The 20363-nt window shown below is 62.7% G+C and carries 11 protein-coding genes; 2 read left to right on the top strand and 9 right to left on the bottom strand.

The window, feature by feature from the left end:
• Positions 1-119 precede the first annotated feature (119 nt).
• Both CH283_RS27245 and CH283_RS27250 read left to right on the top strand, forming a co-directional pair.
• Positions 120-1325, top strand: a complete 1206-nt coding sequence (locus CH283_RS27245; RefSeq protein ID WP_306437452.1) for a sensor histidine kinase — start codon at positions 120-122, stop codon at positions 1323-1325.
• Positions 1326-1363: 38 nt separating this feature from the next.
• On the top strand, positions 1364-2017 hold the full coding sequence (locus CH283_RS27250; protein WP_094639930.1) for a response regulator: 654 nt from the start codon (positions 1364-1366) through the stop codon (positions 2015-2017).
• 672 nt (positions 2018-2689) lie between these two features.
• On the opposite strand, the gene CH283_RS27255 is transcribed toward CH283_RS27250, so the two are convergent.
• The 9 genes from CH283_RS27255 to CH283_RS27295 form a co-directional block, all read right to left on the bottom strand.
• Positions 2690-3844, bottom strand: coding sequence for a hypothetical protein (locus CH283_RS27255; protein WP_094639929.1), 1155 nt, complete (start codon positions 3842-3844; stop codon positions 2690-2692).
• Positions 3844-4875: a hypothetical protein gene (locus CH283_RS27260; protein WP_094639928.1), complete on the bottom strand. Its 1032-nt coding sequence runs from the start codon at positions 4873-4875 to the stop codon at positions 3844-3846. The genes CH283_RS27255 and CH283_RS27260 overlap by 1 nt, the downstream gene beginning before the upstream one ends.
• A 43-nt stretch (positions 4876-4918) precedes the next feature.
• Entirely contained in the window at positions 4919-7633 is a 2715-nt protein-coding gene (locus CH283_RS27265; protein ID WP_094639927.1) for a GAP1-N2 domain-containing protein, read from the bottom strand.
• Entirely contained in the window at positions 7633-10053 is a 2421-nt protein-coding gene (locus tag CH283_RS27270; protein ID WP_094639926.1) for a hypothetical protein, read from the bottom strand. Before CH283_RS27270 ends, CH283_RS27265 begins: the two co-directional genes overlap by 1 nt.
• Before the next feature lies 1 nt (position 10054).
• The gene (locus CH283_RS27275) at positions 10055-12757 is read right to left on the bottom strand and encodes a hypothetical protein (RefSeq protein ID WP_094639925.1); all 2703 of its coding nucleotides are present in this window, start codon (positions 12755-12757) and stop codon (positions 10055-10057) included.
• Complete coding sequence (locus CH283_RS27280; RefSeq protein WP_094639924.1) at positions 12757-16359, bottom strand: tubulin-like doman-containing protein; 3603 nt, start codon at positions 16357-16359, stop codon at positions 12757-12759. Before CH283_RS27280 ends, CH283_RS27275 begins: the two co-directional genes overlap by 1 nt.
• Positions 16360-16414: 55 nt before the next feature.
• Positions 16415-19225: a VWA domain-containing protein gene (locus CH283_RS27285; protein WP_094639923.1), complete on the bottom strand. Its 2811-nt coding sequence runs from the start codon at positions 19223-19225 to the stop codon at positions 16415-16417.
• Positions 19222-19626 (bottom strand): hypothetical protein, encoded by a 405-nt coding sequence (locus CH283_RS27290; RefSeq protein ID WP_141215343.1) that lies wholly within the window; start codon positions 19624-19626, stop codon positions 19222-19224. Before CH283_RS27290 ends, CH283_RS27285 begins: the two co-directional genes overlap by 4 nt.
• Before the next feature lie 121 nt (positions 19627-19747).
• Complete coding sequence (locus tag CH283_RS27295) at positions 19748-20323, bottom strand: TerD family protein (RefSeq protein ID WP_094639921.1); 576 nt, start codon at positions 20321-20323, stop codon at positions 19748-19750.
• Positions 20324-20363: the final 40 nt, after the last annotated feature.

A 20363-nucleotide genomic window follows, 5' to 3' on the forward strand; every position in this document is an offset into this window, starting at 1 on the left:
GCCCTGCCCGCGCCTCGGCTGACCGGTCGGTGCACCTCCTCCTTTCGGTCGCATTCGGACAGTGATGCGGGCCGATAGGACGATTCGCGGTGTCAGTGCTCGGCCGTACGCTTCTCCTCGTGAGCACCCATCGGACAGGCACCCTGCGCCGCAAAGCCTGGACGACGGCGGCGGTGGCCTTCAGCCTGTTCTGCTCGATGATGACCGCCGGGTTGGCGGGTGCGTCCGGGACGCCGGGGTGGAACCTGGGCCTCGGAGTCACGCTCAACCTGATCGCCGGTGTCGCCTTGATCTGGCGACACGAACGGCCATGGGTGGTGCTGGGACTGGCGTTGGCCGGGCCGATGTTGTTCGCCACCGATGCGACGGCAGCCTTGATTGCCCTGTTTGCCGTCGGTGCGTTCGCGCGCACCAAGCCGATGCTGGTTGCCGCCGTCGCGGTGTACGTAGTGTGCGGAGTGTCGTTGACGTACGACGCGCATCGCAGTCGGTACTACTCCGTCCTGACCATCGGCTCGACCAAGACCGAGGATGGGTCGACGCCAGTCGAATGGGACGTCGCGGCGTGGATTCCGTGGGTCGTCGCGGCAGTGCTCGTCGGGTTGGTCGTGGGTGGAGCAATACTGCGCCGCACGCGATCCGACCTGACGGAGGCTGTGGTCACGCGAGACAAGGTGACGGTGGAGTCCAACGCGCTTCGCGAGGAGATGCTGCTGACCGCGGAACGTGCCCGCATCGCCCGCGACATGCACGACACCCTCGCCGCCAGTCTCAGCCGCATCTCGTTGTTCGCGGGCGGAATGCAGGTCAACAGCGCCGATGGGCCCGAGAAGGTAGCTCAGACGGCGTCGCTCATTCGGCAGACTGCGCACGATGCGCTCGATGAGCTCAAGCGCATCATCGGTGTGCTGCGCGGATCGGCCGACAACTCGGGCGGTGGCCGGCAGAGTGTCGAGGGCATCTCTGATTTGGTGCACTCTGCGCGAGGCGCGGGCTTGCACACGACGATGATGCTCGACGTGACGCCCGGTGAGATCGGCGCTACGAGCAGTCATGTGGCGTATCGGGTGGTGCAGGAATCGCTCACCAACGCGGAGAAGCACGCTGGCGGTTCGACCATACGGGTGGCGGTGTACGGGTCTTATCAGGCAGGCGTGCGCGTCGAGGTACGAAATCAGCTGATGGGGCAACCCGCGTTTGCGCACGGGTCGGGCACGGGGTTGACCGGCCTGGCCGAACAGGTCTACGGGGTGGGCGGCACGTTCACTGCCGGCGCGCAGCCGGGCGAGTTCGTGGTGTCGTGCTGGTTGCCGTGGTACTCCTGACGGGCAGTGTCGGAGTGGCGTTCTAAGCTCAGCGAACCATGACAACGCCAGCCGTTATCACCGTTCTGATCGTCGACGACGACCCCTTCGTTCGGCGTGGTGTGTCGGACATCTTCGCAAAGACCCCGGACATTGCGGTGGTGGCCGACGTGGAGGACGGCGACCAGGTTCCTGATGCAGTGGCGGCGTTCCGACCGCACGTGGTGCTGATGGATCTTCAGATGCGCCGGGTCGGTGGACTGGACTCCACCCGCGAGTTGATGGCGCTGGCCCATCCCCCGAAGGTCATTGCGATGACGGCGATGGATGTGGACGATCTGGTGGTGCGCGCCATCGAGGCGGGGGCACACAGCTTCCTGAGCAAGAGCGAGGCACCCGAGACGTTCCACCAGTCGGTTCGAGCGGTGGCATCGGGCAACACGTTGTTCAGTGAAGATTCGCTCAGGAAAATCGTGGCGACGTCGGCGGTGCCGGTGGCCCCGACATCGGTGTCGATGGACGTGCTGAGCCCACGGGAGCGAGAAGTGTTGCGCATCCTGGCGACTGGTTCGACGAATGCAGATATCTCCTCCGAGCTCTACCTCAGCGAGACGACGGTCAAGACCCACATCTCCGGGATCTTCGTGAAACTCGGTGTCCGCAATCGAGTCGAGGCGGCACTGGCGGCCTTCCGGGCAGGAATGGTCACGTGAACGAGGCGAGCCGTCTCCAACCATGCGATAGCTCAACCCATTCAGAGCTTCGAGTGTGCAGTTCTGCCGAGGTGACTTCCACAAGTCGACTACAGACGGGTCGACGCGTAGTCGCAGTATCGCCTCGATGTCGGCAGCCACAGCGCCAGATCGGAGAAGCTCCGCAAAGCCACCACCGGGACCCGCCAACCACTACAGTGAAGACCGCTCACGAGTGGGGAATTTCGGTGAGCGCGGTTGGGGAATTTTGCTGAGCCTCGTCACCCTTGAACACCGCACGCGCGAACAGCAAGTAGCCGCAAGCGAATCCGGCAGCGACAGCCACCACCACGAATACGAAGGTAGCGCCGTCGGTTTACACGGTTGCGATGCCCGAGGGCTCCGTTCCGATCAGGGTCTGCAATTACCTGCAGGTCGAAAAATAGTCAGCACCCCGAGCAATGCGAGCACTGCTGCGAGTAACAGGGACGCGAACGCCACAAGCATGGACACCGGTCTTGAGATCAATCGAGCCACGGCGGGTGCGAAACGACCGTCTCGGGCTCAAGGGACCGCCGAGCGTGCCGGTCCGGCATCGAAGCTAAATGGGTCGGCCCCTCCAGGTGGCCGCGGTGATGCAACATCCGCTCGGAACCACGGGTCATCGTTTCCGGACATTGCTCTGTCTTCGTTCTAGAGAATGCCGTTCTCGGACAACACCCATCGAATGGGGTCAAGACAGCGGAACGGTGAAATTCCGTTCTCGTGCAATCGACTGCCCACCGGTGAATCACCCAACGCCGAGACTGCGAAGAACCTGTGCACGTAGGGCTGTCCGGTGCTCGAGTTGACGACCGATCTGATGATCGGCCCGGCGTCGAGCTTCTGCAGCATGCTTTTGACTTCCTCGTGCAGAAGCCTGCCGTCTTCTTCGTCGTAGGGCGCACCGATGCCAGGATCCCGGGAGAACGCTGCACCGGGATTGGACATGATCTGACTCCAGTTACTCCCGTTGACGTACTGAAGTTCATGCAGCGCATCGAACTTGGAGAGAATCATCGCCACGCGTGGCGTACCACGATCGATTACACCGGTGACGGTACGGAACACCACTTTCGGGTCGCCGCCGAAGTTCCCTTGCATCGGAACAAGATCGCGCAGCTGATCTGCGATCTCTTCGACACGGAGCGGGTCGAACATGAACAGAACTGCATCCGCGAGACCGAAAAATTGCCAGGGGTATCCCTCTGTGTTCGCGTTCTCGAGATCCTCGCCCGCCACGTCGCGAATCACAAGGTACTGACGAACATTTCCCCAAGTGCCCAAGCTGAAGATCAGCGGATCGCGTTGGTAAGAACTCCCCGTGTTGACGGTCGGCGTAGGCTGCAGAATCCCACGCTCTTCGTACAGCGGCTTCTCGTAGAACTCACGGTAATTACGCTCGGTCTCGGAGTTGACAGGTTCGACGGACTGCCCGCGCAGCTCTGCAAGTCGCTCAAGCTGTTTGATCATGACTGCGATATAAACCGTCTTACCCGTTGCGCGTGCCCCTGCCATCGTGATGCAAGTGGCATTTCCCCACCGCCACGACGCCGGCAGCCTGTAGTGGCAGATGGGGCACAGGTCTACGACAGGCCCACCCAACTGCTCCGCGCCGTAATGCGCAGGAGGAGTCCAATCCGGCGAAGCATGTTCGGGCTTGCGCAGTTCGACCGTCTGGCCCATCGAGACGGGCACGCCTGCAAACGCCGAAGCGCGTTCGTCGTCCTCGGTCCGCGTCGGAGTCTCTTCCGTCCAGGCAAACCACTCATGACTCAAAAAGTTGAAGCAGCGCGGACACTTGGTCATTACTCGGATCCCCGTACGTCGGCTGTAATTCGTCCAGTGAGCTGCTGCAGGAACGACCGGACAATCGTGTCGACTTCGTGCCGATTAGCGATCAAATGCTCCGAGGTGTCAGTCCCGTTCGGCGCTGGGGAGACTATTGCGCCGGCAAAAGTGGGTGCACGTAGGGCCGCACGGGAAGGTGATGCGATCATCGTGGCGAAGTGCGAGTTCGCCGACTCATGTTCGCTGACAATCGAATCGGTCGCGGAATCCGTTACCAACACGATCATGGAATCCGGCTGAGCCTGCCTGAACTGCTCTCCAGTCCCGAATCCAACACCGGGTAGAGCACTCGACAATTGCTGCTGCACAGTCTCAGCCAGGTCGCCAGCGGTCTCGAACGCTGCAGCAGTGGAACGGTTTCCGACGATGCTGACCGCGGGCTGTCGATCGTAGGAGATGACCGTCGAGATTCCCGCAAGAATGTCGAGGATCGCGCGGACGCTTCCATCGGCGATAGCAGGCAGCATGGACGCACTCGAGTCCACGCGGACATCGAGCATCGTTTGCTGACTGTCCGAGAGCTGATCGACGCGCAACACCGATCTGGCAGCAGCCCGAGCCAATGATGCCAGCGGGCCGAGCTCTACCTCCGGCTCTTCCAACCGCGTCACCACCGCAATGCGGTCACCGTCCGGCCCGATCGTCGCGAGTTCGAGGTAACTCAGTCCAGACACATCGCGGGGCGTCAGCTGGGCCCTATCGGGGTCCGAATCATGTGAACTGTCGACCGCAACCGACACGTGCAGCGTGGTACCACTGGGAAAGGTCGAGTTCCCCTGTGCCGGAATGGCAACGAGTAACATCTCGTGCTCGACTCGGGGCAGAATCAGCATGCCTGGGCTGTGCGCGATCACCGAAGGATCGGACGCTCCCCCGCGGCGGACGTCCAGAGCTGCCGATCCGGGCGCGCCGACTACCGACATCGTCACCATCAACGGTCGCTTCGGCAGGTGAGCTTTGCTCTTGCCATCCAGTACGTAAGTGACCATCAGATGGTGTCCTCTCGATGCTCGTGCACGGCTTCATTGTGTATCACTGTTGCTCAATCCTGAATGCGGGCCACGACATATCCGGACGGGTTCGCAGCTCGAACCGGGCGACCCACTCCTCCACGTACCGCCCATAGGACGCGAAGATGTTCTCCGCCTCGGCTGCTGAAAGTTCACGGATGATCGGCCACATCGCGTCGCGCAAGGACTCCCAGTCCAAGGGCCCCGTATAGAGCCGGCGACGAGCAAGATCCGCGATGACGTCATCTTCGTGCGAGCGACGAGGTTCAACCCGGTTCGACTGCTGCCTCGAATAATCGAAGAACGATCGCGCGGCGATGCCCGCAACGTCGACAACACCCGCCTCGATCAACCCGCTCAGAACACGGGACTGAATTCCGAGTGCCGTCTGAAGCTTGTCCCTATCGACCGCCGGCACGGCAGACACGTCGCGGCCACGGGACTGCGCAATGTAGAAGAGGATGGCGAGATTCCGTAGAACATCCGGGGCCATCTCGACGGGTGCGGTGGGTTTCCTGGTTTTCTCGCCGCCGAGGTCGGCCACTATGACATCGAAGTGCTTATCGACCAACTCATTCAGCTCATCAGGTCTCAGATCCGTCCACGCTCCGACACCCCTCAATGCTGCCCATGACACAGTCGCGCGGTCTTGGCTGGTCAAGACATCGGGGTCAGTGACCATTCGATGGCCTGCAGCCGTGAGCTGCGCCAGGACAGACGCGAGGTGTGGTGAAACCTTCTCGGTTACCACCGCGGCATGCGCCGCTTCGGGTGGGACCGCGGTGCCGAAGCGCGTGAACAACACATCGAGATCGGCGAAAGACAATGTATTCAGACGACACAACATGCGGACTTCATCGAGACGATGTTGAGCGCCCGTTTCGCTCACGTCGTTAAAGATCCCCCACAGCGCAAGATCGGCAAATTCCTTCAGGTTCGACTGCCGAGGATCCGGAATCCAGTCGTCGATGAGAGTTCCGTACACAATCTCAGAGAACAAAGACACATCGTGCCGAAGTTCCGACTTATCGGTTCCGTCTGCAATTTCCCGTAGGATTGGGATATTTGGATACTTCGAGAATGCCCAACGAAGAACAGACTCTTCGAAGCGGTGTCCGAACGAATGTTTCTGTGCGACCGGTGATGTCGCGAGCATAGGCCTGACGACGAGGTGCAGCGTACGTTCGTCGAGACCACCCGCCTTCTCGATGATCTTGATAGCCGACGCGGTGTCCGAGAACTCCGCCACCACCGTCTCGAATGCGTTGCACAGCAGGTCTATGACGTCGACGCCCATCGCCTTGTCACAGTTCGTCATCACAAGGAGGTCTGCGATACGGAGGATCCGTACTGCCTGGTCGATCTTCTTCGTAAACTTGTCCTGCGCTGCATCGATGTAGCCATGCAGAACGGTTCCAATAGCCGCCGCCAGAGCCGCGGGTGCCGGGCCAGTGAATTCGGCTCCGATCTCGCCGGCCCGGTGGGCGATCAACCAATCAGAATCGGCGATTGCGAGGCGTACGACGTAGCTCAACGGTGTCGACACACTGAGAGAGCGTGATTGGGCTCGTCGTAAGGCCGCGACTGCTTCCGCAGTGGTCTTCGGCGCCGATTCCTCGTCGACCTGATCCGAGAACATAGCCAGGCGCGACCCGGGCGCGAGCTCCGCCGGACGCTGTTCGGAGATGACCCGTGCGACCTCCTTTTTGACGTCGTCCATGCCCGGCATCGACGCGACGGCCATAGCCAGCGGCCACATGGGTGACAGGGCCGTGTCGCCAGCCTCGATGGCGATCGAATCCTGTGATCCAAGTGCAAGAATCGCTGTCGAGTGGTCGATCAGCACGGCTTGCGCCAGCATCGACCAGGGCGTGACCGCGACGGCCGTTCCCGCTCGAGTCAGATGGGGGTCTTCGTCGAGAACGCCGAGGGTGGGATCGTCGGTGTCGTCGAGTAATACGATGTCGCCTCGCCCGGTGAGCGAATCACTCTCGGAACTGGGTGCGATTGTCAGATGGATCTTGCGTCGAATGCTCTCGCTGATTGCATCAGCGCGGTCGTGGGTGCTCCAACTGAAGTTCCGACTGGTCCCCGGAGACATGAAGTATTCGACCGCCCCGATCCACAAAACGGCGGACGCAGAGTCTTCCACCAGCAGAACAACTGGCGGGCCACCGTCCCACGAATAGGCAACGGCATCGAGCAGAACTTGAAACGTACCCAGTCGAAAAACACTGGCATCCAACAAGAAATCGATGACGCGATCTCGCGTGACGACTCCCCCGAGTGCTGGCAACTCGACGGAGTCCACGGTTGCAACCCTCGTATTCACCGGCCCGTACGGCATCAACCATGTAGGCGACATCCAAAGCTCGATAGGCCTGAAAGGTGGCTCAGCTGAGTCTATTTCACGATCCAGCACTACGTGAGCGAAGACATTTCCTGGTCGACCCGACCCGTCGGTTCCCGCTTCCACCGTGTGCCAGTAAGCAGCACCGCACGACACCTTCGCGTACATCAGTCGGCGCTGTCGGTTATCAATGTCGGTGGGTGTCGGATATCGGTCGAGTGCCGGCATCAGGTCGAAGCGTGTCGCTACCCAGGAGGTGAGAATCTCGCGCTCCGCCGAGTCGATTCCCCCAGAGACGTCTTTGACCTGCCACCCACCACCGGTTCCAGATCCGTCGTCGAACGACGTGTAGATCAGGTGCCCAAAACGTCCACGCTCTACCGGCATCACCGATCAGGACCCGAGTTGGGGTCGAGCATCAGTTCCGACACGACGGGGTCCAACATGGCGAAGCCCCGTGCGCGAACCGGGTCGATGTCGAGGAACAGTCGGACGTAGCCCTGGCGACCTGTGATGTCCGCACTCCACCCTGTGGGTGTCCACTGGGGCACTAATCGCGGCGGAAGAAACTGGCGCATTTCGCGGCCCGACGGATCGTTCTGATCGCGCAGTGCCAGCGGTTCGCCGTCGCGCGCGCTGAGTGGCAATCGCTCGTAATTGTGCACGAGCATTAGCGGAGCGGGTGGCTCCAGTTCGTTTTCCGCGGCGAGAACGACACCCAACCGGATGCCACCGTTCGCAGTGAAGGTCCGGTTGACGGCGTACCGAAGGCGGATCAAGCCAGGGTAGTCCAGCGTCACCTCAGTGCCGGTCACCCGCTCCCCCCGGGAGTAAGCAATCGGAATCAAATGCACCGCACAACCATTGGGCGGAAGCGTCCGGAAGGTCAACCCACCGTCACGCTTGTACTGTGCTGCGGATATTTCCTGCTCGGCCCTGGACTCGAGGAGGTTCTCAGGCATGTGATTTCGCGGCCCGAGGTAAGCGAGCACGCTGGCTGCTGATTTCGGCCAACCGAACGTGACGAGCTGCGTGGCGCATCGCTCCACGATCTTCGCGTCGGTCACCGGCGGGATCGGCCGCGTCTGCACGGTTGTCTTGCCCACTCGCGCAGAACCATTGAGGATGGTCACCGGTGTCAGGTATGCGCGATCCCAGCCTGTCGGCCAGGGGATTCGGCGCATCCGCGACGTACCGGCTTCCCCGGCTTCGATCGGATGCGCTAGCTGCGTCGCCCGCGTCAGGCCCTCTACCTCGATTGCCGATTCGGCAAGCGCCGCAAAGCGAAGACCGGCATCGGGCGGCGTCTGTGTGCGGTAGACGAATACGTTGCCTGACTCCGGGGTCTTCCACGTGAGATCGAACGACGGCTTGTCCGGGTGGTCGTCGGGGACAACTGTCAGGTCATCGACCGGTTCGAGCACCACCGACACGAGGATTTCGCCCTGCGACGCAGAAGATTGGCGGGTTCCTTCACCCACGACGACTTCGGACAGCGCTCGGTATAGGTAGCGCTGCCCGCGCGCGACGCCCTCGTCGACGAACCCCGTCAGATTGTCCTGATGCGATTCGATTTGATATCTCGGGTCGTTGCTGACCGGTGACGCGCCGTCGAGCGGGATCCGGAAGATACGTACCGCTCGAGTGCCGGACCATGCTGACCAACGGCCGATGACGCGGCCCTCATCCTCGCTGAGCACGAACTCCGACACCGGGCTTACGGCCTCGCCCTGAGCTAGCTTGTCCGGTTGTTGCACCATCGCGTCGGCGTTGTCGCGGCCGAGGTGGCACCACACCTGATAGTTGCGCACGGCTGAGGTGGGAAAGCGGTCGTCGGTCCACGTCGTCCCCGTCGTGACGCCGAGGAGTTCACCCGCTTCGGGTTTGTAGGGTGCGGCGTTCTCGCCGGACACCACTCGGTACAACGCAACCAATCCCTCGGCATCGGGGTGTGGCGACCATGACAAGCGTTGGCTTTCTCCCACTTTGGTAAACGTCAACGAGGTAGGTAGAAACGTGCTTTCGAAGTTGAACTCGCAGAAGTCTGCGTGGTCGAGCCCGTCCAACACCGACGAACCTGCGGACGCGGACGCCGCGGGCGCGGGCGCGGAATTTGGCTCAGGCATGGGTGTCGGTTCCGACGCCGGTTGCAGCCTGTGGCTCGTCCGTCGCGGTGCACGTTCCGGGGTCGAGGAGGGTCGCTCATTGGCAGATTCGGGCGCAGTAATAGTTGGCTCCGGCGCTGCCTCTTCCTCCTTTCCATCGAAACCAGCGAATACTTCGGCAATGCTGTTCGCCAACGAGACCGACGGTCCGCGCAACTGTTTGCGAATTTGGGCGGCGGAGGTGTGGCCGTATTTGATCAGATTGTGGAACGTAACGTCCTTGATCGACGCGGCAGCCGCATCACCGTCGGCAATTCGGTTCGCGCGCCAGGCAAACAGAGCGTCGATTGGCTTTGACTTTTCGTCCGAAACCTCAGCAGCCTCGGGGGGCACGGCAGCAGGCTCGACAACCGCCGCAGGTTTCGGTTTTACCGGCCCGCTCCGCGGCTTCCGCAGCTCTTCGGGCAGGTGGCGCACCACCTCGTTCGGGGCCATGCCGAACTTGATCTGATGGTTGATGTGCGCAATTGTTGCCGACCAATCGCGGGCTGCCGACGAAACGAATTCCGTCTCCCAGCTATCGGGATGGGCAGCGATGGTGAGGATGTCGGCCGGTGACGGTACCTCGAACCCAACAGCCTTTGCCGCGTCGGCCCAGTCGGTCAGTGCGCTGGTGCGCCGTGCCTGCTTGTCTGTCGCCATATCAGAATCGGAACTCTCTGTTCGGCGCGTCGTAGGTCTCCGGTTCTGCAGCCGGTTCGGGATCGGTCGAAGTGTGACGTTCGGGCATTTCGGGCACGCTCCAGTCCTGCGACTGGGTCGGCGCCTCGGCTGAACCGAGAGTCAGTTGGTCCGCTGACAAGCCGTCACTGATCTGCGTTGCGACACTGACTGTCCCGATCCCTGCCCAACCACGTTGGCGGTGGTCGTCCTTGACGGCGGTCAGGCCTTGAGTTGCCGCAAGGTCGGTGACCATCGACCGGTCGAAATGATCGATCCGGCCCTGTCCTGCTTCGTCGCCGACCCCCGCCATGAAGTCGACCATCGGTACGAAGGTCGTAGTGCCGTCGGTGAGCACTTCGATCTGTCCGACGAGGGATTGCACGAGCTCGGACTTGGGCCCCATCAAGTTCATCCGAGCTTTTTCCCACATCAGCTCGGAACCGGTGGACCGGAATTCGCCACTGAAGAACCCGCCGGACCACCGATCCAACGACGACATCGAACCGGCTCCAGGGGCTCGCCAGAGCAGGGTGGGGTCCGCTTTGACGTCACGCCCATCACTGCCGAGGAAGTCTCCGGCATTACCCAGTGCGCTCTCCCAGGGCGGTGTCAGCCAGCCGAGGCCGAACAGGTCCTGCCGTAGATACTCGGCCGTGTTGGCGAGCTGGTCGGGGTGTGGGTTCGCGTAACCGATGCCAGTGCTCTTGGGCAGCCCCCAGGCAATCCGGCCTTCGGCCGAGCGCTCGAACCTATTCGGCCCGAGCGGCTCCGCCAAGAATGCACCCAACGCGCGGCTCCACGACAAGTACTGCGAGTACGCGTCGGCCAATCGGTCGAGGTCGCGTAGCGCCGTGCGGAGATTCGCTTCGTCAGCAGAAGCGTTGGCGGCCGCTGCTTTACGTCTGTTCAGGTCTTGGAACAGATCCTGTTGCCCACGGAGGAACACGAACACCAGAACCACAATCCACAGCACGATCGAACCAACGATGATCAACGCGCCGATCCACCAGTCGAACCATGACTGCGCGATGCCGACCGCTGATGCGACGACAACCAGCAAGAGAATCACCGAGGTGATTTGGATCCAGCGGGCAAGCTTGTTGTGCCCTTTACTCTCGGCGGGTGGAGCGGCGTCGGCATGCGCACGCAGCCGCGCCATCAGATCTCTGACCTCGTTGTGACGCTCGACGAAATTTTGCGCCAGGGTCCGTCCGACAGCAACACCGAAGCTGTTGCCTCCGCGCGCCTGCCACTCGTCGAGAGCGGAACCCGTGCGCCTCGCCTCGAGTCCGAGAGCTGCGTCCTGATCGAGTTCACCGAGCTTGCCGCGCAATTGATTGGCACCGATCACATCGGTGGCATCTACTCCGTCCACCTCGACGGTCGCGGCCACGATCCCGGGCACTCGATCGAATCGCTCTGCGGGTCCGGGGATGACGTCCGCTGCTCTGCGCAACACTCCCCTGCTGGCTCCGATCTGTACCGGGGGCAATTCAGCGGATCGCGCACCGCCGTCGGCGAGGGTCATCGCAGCCTTCGCGTAGTCCTGCCACAGATCGGAGAGATCTGTGCGCGCACTGTGGTGACGCTCGTCGTCGGTGGACTCCAGGGAATCCCTCAACTGGTGGGTCGCCGATCCCACTTGAGTCCAACTTGCCTGCCGCCCTTGAGGGGTGCGCCCGTTGGCGACAACTTCGTAGGCCGATGGGTTGTTTCCGAACACGGTCGCGTGCACGGCTCCAGCAGCTGACGTGGAGACGCTGTCCACCACTCGCGCATACCAAGCGGCGGGCGCATTACGCAGCGCGGCTCCCAGGAACGAGAAGAACATCTTGAGTGCGGCCCAGAACCCGATCGTCTGGGTCTGCTCGGCCTCATACGGAACCCGATCACCTTTGAGGACCGCGCGATGCTTTCCCCACAGGCTTCGCGCCATCGTCTGCGTCGCCAAAGGAACGTCATCGACGTATGTGACGGGAGCTCCGCTTTCGCGCGGGAGTGGAAGGCCGCCGTCTTGCTCGAAGATCTGTCGACGCAGTGAGTTTTCCACTTCGGACGTGTCGAGTCGACGGTAGAACGACCGGGCCAGACTGACGAGGTTTCCGGGGAGGACGGGCTTGGCGTCGAACGGCGCGTGTTCCACGTCGGCCCACAGCCCGGACACCGCAGCGACGACGGGTGCCGCGTGGCGTCCGATCTCGAGCGTGTTGTCTGTGGCAGTCAGCGCGATATGGCCCATGCCTGGGCCGCGCGCATCCTCGGGTGCCACCAAGATGTTGTGCCAACCGTCGAGGGCAAGAACGGCATTCGAGGGAGGAGCAGCTCCTGGTCGTCCGAGCAGCAGTCGTAGCCGAACCACGCTCGCGCCGCCCGATGTCGATGCCAGCAGCTCCGCCAACCGCCGTTCGGTGTCGGCCTCCAGCGCCGGAAGGATGCCCGTCAAAGGCACGAAAACACAGAGCCGCAGCACAAAGATGCGTTGCGAGGCAACGACTTCCTGCACCGTGGTGTCGAATTCTCGACCGTCCTGCACCCAGCATGCGGCGGTCGGAGCGCGATCAGCGTCCGCGCCGTCGACCCAGAGGAACGGGCGAACCATGCCGACTGCGGAGAGATCTTTGAGAACGTCCTTGACTCCCTCGGCCACGCCGGTGGGTGCCAGGAACACTGTCAGTTCGGACATCAGTGGTTTCCTCGCTGTGGAATCTCGAACGAGTCTGCGCCCGCCGACCAACTCGATGCCGGCGGTGCTGCCGTGAATTCATCAGCCGCAGCGGGCCGCAATGCTGCAGCGAGGCTGTCATCGATCAGCGCGATCAGCTTGTTGGTTGCCCAGAACACGTCGGGCGCGACGTCGCGGTAGATCGGAGTTTTTGTCGCTTGCGCTCGCACGGTGATGTTCGAGAACACTCCACCGCCTACAGCACCCGCTTCACCGACACCACCGCCGGAGCCGGGCGGCATGTAGTGCTTGCCCGCGAAGCCGCGTTCTTCCTCGAGCCAGGCCTTGGCTTTCGCTGCACGATCCTGGGGGGTGGCATTCTCACCGGTATCGGCCACCGCCGACGCGACACCGGTTCCGGTAGCGCCGGTACGTAGCCATTCGGTCAGGTGCGCCGAGGCAGCGAGACCGAGAATTCCGCCGACCTCGTCCTCGGCGGAGGAATCGTAGATTCGCCGCAGGGCACGGTACGACTGCATGGACGACATCACCGGCGGCTCATGTGATTGCGCAATGGCGAGCAGCACAGATTCGAGAATGGCAGGCAGCCAGTCGTAGTCCGCGGCAAACTCGGACGGCGGCGTCAACAAAGGATTCGGGAATTCGAGCCATCGACCCAAATCGCCGTCGAAGATCCGCGCCGGCTCGATGAACGGTGCCTTCGGCAGAGACACTCGGCCGAGCAGATGACCGAGCAACCAGCCGCCGACCATCGCCTGACGCTCCGACTTGTGCATCGGCAAGGACGCGGCCAGTGGGCGCGCGCGACGCAGGTTCCAGAACGCCTTCCGCTGCGACGGGGACGATGTGTTCCACTGCCGCGAGGCTGGCCCGATCACCGAGTTGTAGGCCAACGGTGAGTAGTTCGGGTAGGAGCCGAAGATATCGATGCGCTTGATCTGCTTCTCGTCGGTCAGCGCATTGACCAGAACGTCCTTGGTCGTCTGGTCGATGCGGACGCTGCGTTCGAGCTCCGCCGAGAGCTCCTCGGCGATGCTCTGGCCCTGGAACGGGATGGCCGAGAACTTGAAACGGTACTGCATCTGCTGATCGTTGTGGATCGCCTGCATGGCTGTCTCGTTCACGCTGGCGAGCGGACGTGCAAGTGCGATGGCCTGGCCGAACTTCGCGATGAGATCGCGACGACGACCGGAAAGTTCGGACTCGGCGGCTCCGCCACCGGTGACGTAATCGTGCAGTGACACCGAACAGAACTTGTCGAACGATTCGCCGGTGCGAGCGACGAACTTCCGTGCCCGCGCGAGCAATTCGGGAGGGCGAGTGTGCACGTCGAAAGCCGAGGGCGACGAGATGATCGATTCACCGCTGGCCGGGTTGGTCGGGAACACGCGGGAACGCCAGGTGGCCGTCCGTTCGACGAGCTTGACGGTGTATCCAGGCGCGGTCGTCCCGTCACTCGTTTCCCATTTTCCGGTGATGGCTTGGGAAGCAGCGCGCATGACGGCATCACTGAACGCGCGCTGATCAGTATTGGCGCTGCCGATTGCTGCCGGCAAGTCGAGTTCGTATCTCATCTTGAAGTCACTCGAGCTGGTGAGCATCACTTCGTTGTTCGCCTCGGCGAACCGCGAGGGCACCCGCTCATCCCGGTCCGAGGGCCATGCCGCGTACTGATCTGTGTGCAGGCGCGCCAATCCGAGATCGCGTGGCTGTTCTACCGAGGCCTGCCGCAGCAGGGTGTGAGATTCGTTGAGTGCTTCGATCAGCGGGTCGAACAGTTCCGCCACCATAGCTCCAGCCGCCGCACTCAGGTGCGTGGACAGCGTCGCGTAGATCTGCCTTTCGGTGATTCGACGTGCGCCATCGAGGACCGCGAACACGACTTCCTGCGCATTCGACAACGTGCCCTTCAGCGACGCAAGAGTCGCGCGGACATCCTCCGGTGGTTCGGAGATGTCCTGTGGGGCCTGCCTCGAAAGATCCTGTGCCGTAGGCAGGACCACATTCTGCATGTACTTCGAGACCCGCTTGACCAACGCCGTGGCGTACGGCAGTCCGAGATCTGCGATGGCGTTCCCCACCACATCTTCGAGCTTGTCCGCGAAGTGGAGATGCCAGCCGAAGGCTTTCGAGTACGCCGCACTCTGCGCACTGGACAGCATCGCCGAGCGTCGCGCATTGAGGTTGCGGTTGACTTCTGGCACCCAGGCAGACGCGTTCAAACCGTTGCCTGACGGAATGTAGTCCCGCAGTGTCGTGTCGATGACATGTGTGGCCAGGGTAGATACCTCGGACCGCGGGAGTACGGTGTTCGTGATCCAGGTACCGATGTCGTAGGGCACCGAGTTCGCGTCGGTGTGGCCTACCGGGAGACCCAGTGCAGCACAGATATTGGGCCACTGACTGTCGAGTACCGCTGCAGCCTGCTCGTCCTCGCTTGCGCGATTGCCGGGCTGTACATGCCCGCGCAGCAGTTTGTCCGCGCTGGCACGAGCCAGTCGCTGCGAGGAGTATTCCGCGTACCGATCGCGGCCCATGCTGAGGCTGGAGAACCCGAAAGACCCCCACGGCAGCGTGTTCCACTGCTGGTTACCCCAGCCGAGGTACTCGCGGTTTCCGGCGATACCGCCGCCGTTGGTCAGGTCCCACTCGACGAACTGCTGCGTTGCCGACTGGCTCATCATCAGTGCCGAGAGACCACGCCCGAGGCCACGGTAGATCGCGTTCGGGGTGCCGTCACCGAACAGAGTCTGCTCGGCTCCGACGTAACGGCCGACCGGAAACACGCGGGCGAAGGGAATCAGTTCGCCTTCACCGTTCTGCTGCCCGAGAGCACGCAGAATCGCGACGTCGTGCTCACGCGCCGAACCTGTCTGACTGGCTACGATTTCGCCCAGCATGGCCAGCGCGTTGGCACGGACACCGGTTGTGGCAGACGCATCGAGACCGTCGAAGATGTCCGGAGCCACCATGAACACGCCCATCAGGCGCGGATCAACCCCGGTGATCAGTGTCAGCAATCGACAGATGTCCAATGCCATCGACGCTCCCGCACCTCCGGCCATCGAGGACACGACTAGAACGACGGGCCGCTCGCCCGGGTCGTACTTGCCGGCACCGGGAATGTCGAGGCTGCGCATCTCAGAATCGGTATCGACCAAGTTGAGCTTGCCCCAGCCAGTTTCGAGTCGCTCACGCACTGAGCCGGCGCGGCTCAGCGTGATCATGCGACCCAAGGCGCGGAACTGACCGGCACCGGTACTGAGCGGGGTGTGCACGGCCGACGGGTCACGTGGAGCCCACGTCGCGATGGTGTCCAGGCGCTGCTTGCCGATGAACTGCTGACTCATCGCATTGTCCAGCACGGAGTAGCTGTCGCTCTGCGGTCCGGTGCCGACGTAGGTTCCGCCCTGTTCACGGACGTGTCCCATGCCGTCGGGCCCGGGCGACGGTGCTGTCGGAACGTCGAGGTGAATGAACTGCCACCCGGCCGGAATGGAATCGATGCCGTGTGAGGCGAGGTCGGAGCGAAGCTGGTCCATCATGTATGCCAGCGTGGCTCCACCGGAACCGCCGCATCCGACGACGAGAAAGCGCCTCATACGTCAACCTCTCCTGTTGCTGTTTGTCGAGAAATGGTGAGTCGTGTCGGCACCGTCATCGTCCGTCTCCGAACGGATCGAACGGCTTCGACGGGCCGGACTGACCCGGCGGCTGGCTGGGTCCCGAGCCTTGACCTCGCGGCGGCCCACCGAATGGGTCGTTGTTGCGCGGGGCAGTAGGCGGGGTGTTGCCGCCACCGCCGAACGGGTCGTAGTTGCCGGGCGCAGGCGGTGGAGTGTTTCCGCCACCGCCGAACGGATCGAACCCGGTCGGCGCGGGCCGCGGTGCACTAGAGCTGGGATTCGACGAACCAACACCGGCCTCGGTGGACGACCGCAGCGTCGCCAACACGTTCGGCAGGCGATTGGTCATATCGTCGACGACCGACTTGCGGACCGTCGGGCCAGCGTCGTCACCGATGAGCAACACGACAACGGCGTTGTCTGCTGGTCCCTGTAGATCGTGCAGAACGAACCACCTGTTGTGCACGGCGAGCGGCAATCGTGCCTCGTGATTCTTGCCGTGGGTCGCGGGCAGCGTCGACGACGCTCCAACTCGGCCCGCGGCGACTGCGGTGACGAATCCAGCTCCGACCGGCGACCATCCGACATGCGTGCGCAGCTGCACGCCTGCTACATCGAGGGATCGAGCCGGCGAGTCGAGACCGCGGACTACCTCGATGAGATCGCGGTCGTTGAGTGCGAATGGGGAGCCGTTGCGCAGCACAGTGTTTCCGGAGATGGTGACCGGGAACTGCTGCCCCTTGAGAGTGCGCGCGGGAATCTTTGCCGTGAACCACTTTGCGCCGTACAGCAACAGCAACGGAATGCCAGGCCCGAGCAGCAGCGCGACGATGAGTGCCAGGAGTGCGTTGCCGGTGTCGAGCGGTTTCTCGAGGTCAGCGGTGAACTCCACGTCGATGGGTAGGGCCCGATCGGCTTCGCCATTGGGTGCCACCATGAGTGCAACGGTGCCGTTGACGGGACCGTTCGCCGCGTTCTCGACCTGCAAGGCGATGGGGAGCGTTCCTTCCTGCCCGTCACCGAGCGCCTGACAAGAATCCACGGATGTAGCTCCCGGCGTCGACAATCCGAGGCTACCCACTCCGTCGGGAGAGGCGACGACAGAAGTGCCGGCGTCGGTGGGGAGCCACACGCAACCGGGGCCGGTGATCGGCAGGTCTACGGTGAATTGCCCGGCACCTTCGACCGTTCCGAAATCGATGGTCCGAGACAGGGCAGGGAAGCCGATCGGCGGTGCAACCGTGAGCGGCACGTCCACCGACTGTGGAGCAAGCGCCGTTCCTGGCTCGACGGTTCCGTCAGGTGTGGTTGCGTCGGCAGTCGTCACGTTCAGGGTGAGCCGAACCGACGCCTGGCCGGGTGCCACATCGGAGAGATCGAGACGCAGCGGCTCGCTGATCTGTTCCTTCGGGATATCCGCGCCGACGACGGTTTGCGTGCCGTCACTTTCGATGAGGGTGGCTGCCAGCGTGGCGGTTCCGAGCAAAGACTGCGGGTCCACTTCGTTGCGCGAGGCGTCAACGATTCCCAGATCGATGGGCACGTCGGCTTCACCGCTGTGAATCGCCGTGGTCCGCTGCCCTTTCCACTCAGGGAAGAGGTTTCCCGAGATGTGGATGTTCGATCGGGTACGAGCGCCGGCGGCGTCGCCGGTGGGGTCGACGAAGGCTAGAGCCCAGACGCCCTGCCACTGCGGTGAGTCGGGATTGTTCATGTCGAACGACAGGGTGCGCGGAGACTGCCACCGATAGGTGACATTCACTCCGGCAGCATCGACGGCGACGTCCGAATCCGACGACGGCAGCGGCACTTCCGTGCCGTCGGGGGCCACGAGTGTGGGGATCAACCCGGGGACGTCAGCCGATCCGAGGACTGACACCGTGTCGATCGAGTTGTCGAGAACGAAGCGGTGCTTGCCTTCCTCGCAGACCGTCAGTGCGCAGACGCCTGTTTCGCGCGTCAGGGGCGCTTGCCCGGGAGTAGAAAATGCATCGAACGCGAACAGCAGGTCATCGATGTTGCCCGCAAGGTAGAAGTCACCGGGGCTCGGGCTGGCGATATTGCCGCACGCGGTGCCGCCCGTCGGTTCTCCGGTTGCAATGGATCGCATGACGTCGAAGTCGGCCGGCTGCGCGGTGCCTGCGGCAAGGCCGATACCGAAGAGCACGATGCCGGACGACCGTAGTTGATCGGCGACTCCACCGGCGCGGCAGATCGATTCGGTGGCCGCGCCGACTACTCGCGTCACATCATCAGCGGTATCGAGCGGAAGGTCGGGGGCGTAGGGCTTGCTGGTGTCTGCGCGCGGAGTGAAATCGATCTTGCCGTCCGAGAACCAGGCGACGGCCTGGCACGGATCGACGCCGTCAACGGGTTGGGTGTGGTCGGCGAGAGTTTGCCGAGCGCCGTCGAGCGCCAGCCAGTAGTCGGTGTCGATGCCGTTGTTGCGGTCGCGGAACCCCTCAACCGCGTTCTTGATCGACGGCAAAGAACCCGAGTCGAGAGCCGACCAATCGGATTCCACCGAATAGCTATCGGCGAAACCGGCCACCGCGACGTCGAGGTCGATGCCCGACGACTCCTTGTACTTGGTGAGCTGATCGAGCAAGTAGTTTGCCGAGGTGATGCGTGCACCGTCCGGGTCGGAGGCTTGCAAGCTCGACGACTCGTCGATCATCAGCAGGAGGTCGCCGCTGCGTTGTGCCGCGAGGCAGGCACCGAAGTCCGACACTGCGGCACCTCCCGGTGCTGCCGCGGCGGGTGGGGCGAGGACAACCGAGATCGCGGCGCATGCGCCCAGCAGGGTCGCCGAGAAGAGTGCGCCGGCTTTCGCTTTGTTCACAGTCGACCAATCCAGTCAGCGATGCGCAGCGCGCAGATGATGATCCCGACAGCCGCCATGATCAGGACGGCCCAATACGCGGGTTTGACCCACGTCGGTTCCGCATAAATCGGCCGTGCTCGGCGGTTGGTATCGAGCAGCGTGAACGCTGAGAGGACGCCGATGGCGATTGGCCCCGCCAACACCCATCCGACGACAGCGAGCGGTCCGGAACCACCGAGTACTGCTCCGATGATCAACCCGACCAGCGCCAGCGCCCCGGAGACAATCAGATAGATGATTGGTGGGCCCGCGACCGAGAGGGTGGATGCCTGCGGCGCACTGGACGACTGTGGGGGCGGCGGGGTCGACCCGGATCCCCTGTCGTTGCCGTAGCCGAACGGATCCGGTGATGAAGACAAGTGTGCAATCCCCTCAGAGTGACGTTTGCGTGCGGCTGACGACACAGTGCACATCATTCCCAGGGGAACACGCGTCTGCACTCGACATGTTACGGCTCAACAGTATTCGAGTACGTCGATGTCAGACGTTGATTCCGAAGTCACGAGCGATACCGGCGAGGCCGGATGCGTAGCCCTGACCGATGGCGCGGAACTTCCACTCGACGTTATGCCGATAGAGCTCTCCGAAGACCATGGCAGTCTCGGTGGATGCGTCTTCGCTGAGGTCGAAGCGGGCGAGCTCGCGGTTGTCGGACTTGTCGACCACGCGGATGAACGCATTGACGACCTGGCCGAAGTTCTGGTTCATTTCGTCGGCAGCGTGGATAGAGACAGGGAAGATGATCGACTCGATCTCGGGCGAGAGCGCTGACAAATCGATGTCGATGGACTCGTCATCGCCTTCGCCCTCACCGGTGCGGTTGTCTCCGGTGTGCTCTATGGCCCCGTCGGGCGAACGCAGGTTGTTGTAGAACACGAAGAACAGTTCGTTGAGCACTTTCTTGTTGCTGCCCAGCGCAATTGCACTCGCGTCGAGGTCGTAGTCACCGCCGCTGGTCGATCGGACATCCCATCCGAGGCCGATGGTCACAGCTGTCAGCTGCGGGGCCTGCTTGCTCAGCGAGACGTTGCCGCCCTTAGCCAGGGTCACACTCATGATTCGACTCCTTCGTCCATCCGAGACCGATCCATCCGGG

The sequence above is a fragment of the Rhodococcus sp. 05-2254-2 genome, from assembly GCF_002259095.1.
Classification (GTDB): Bacteria; Actinomycetota; Actinomycetes; order Mycobacteriales; family Mycobacteriaceae; genus Rhodococcoides.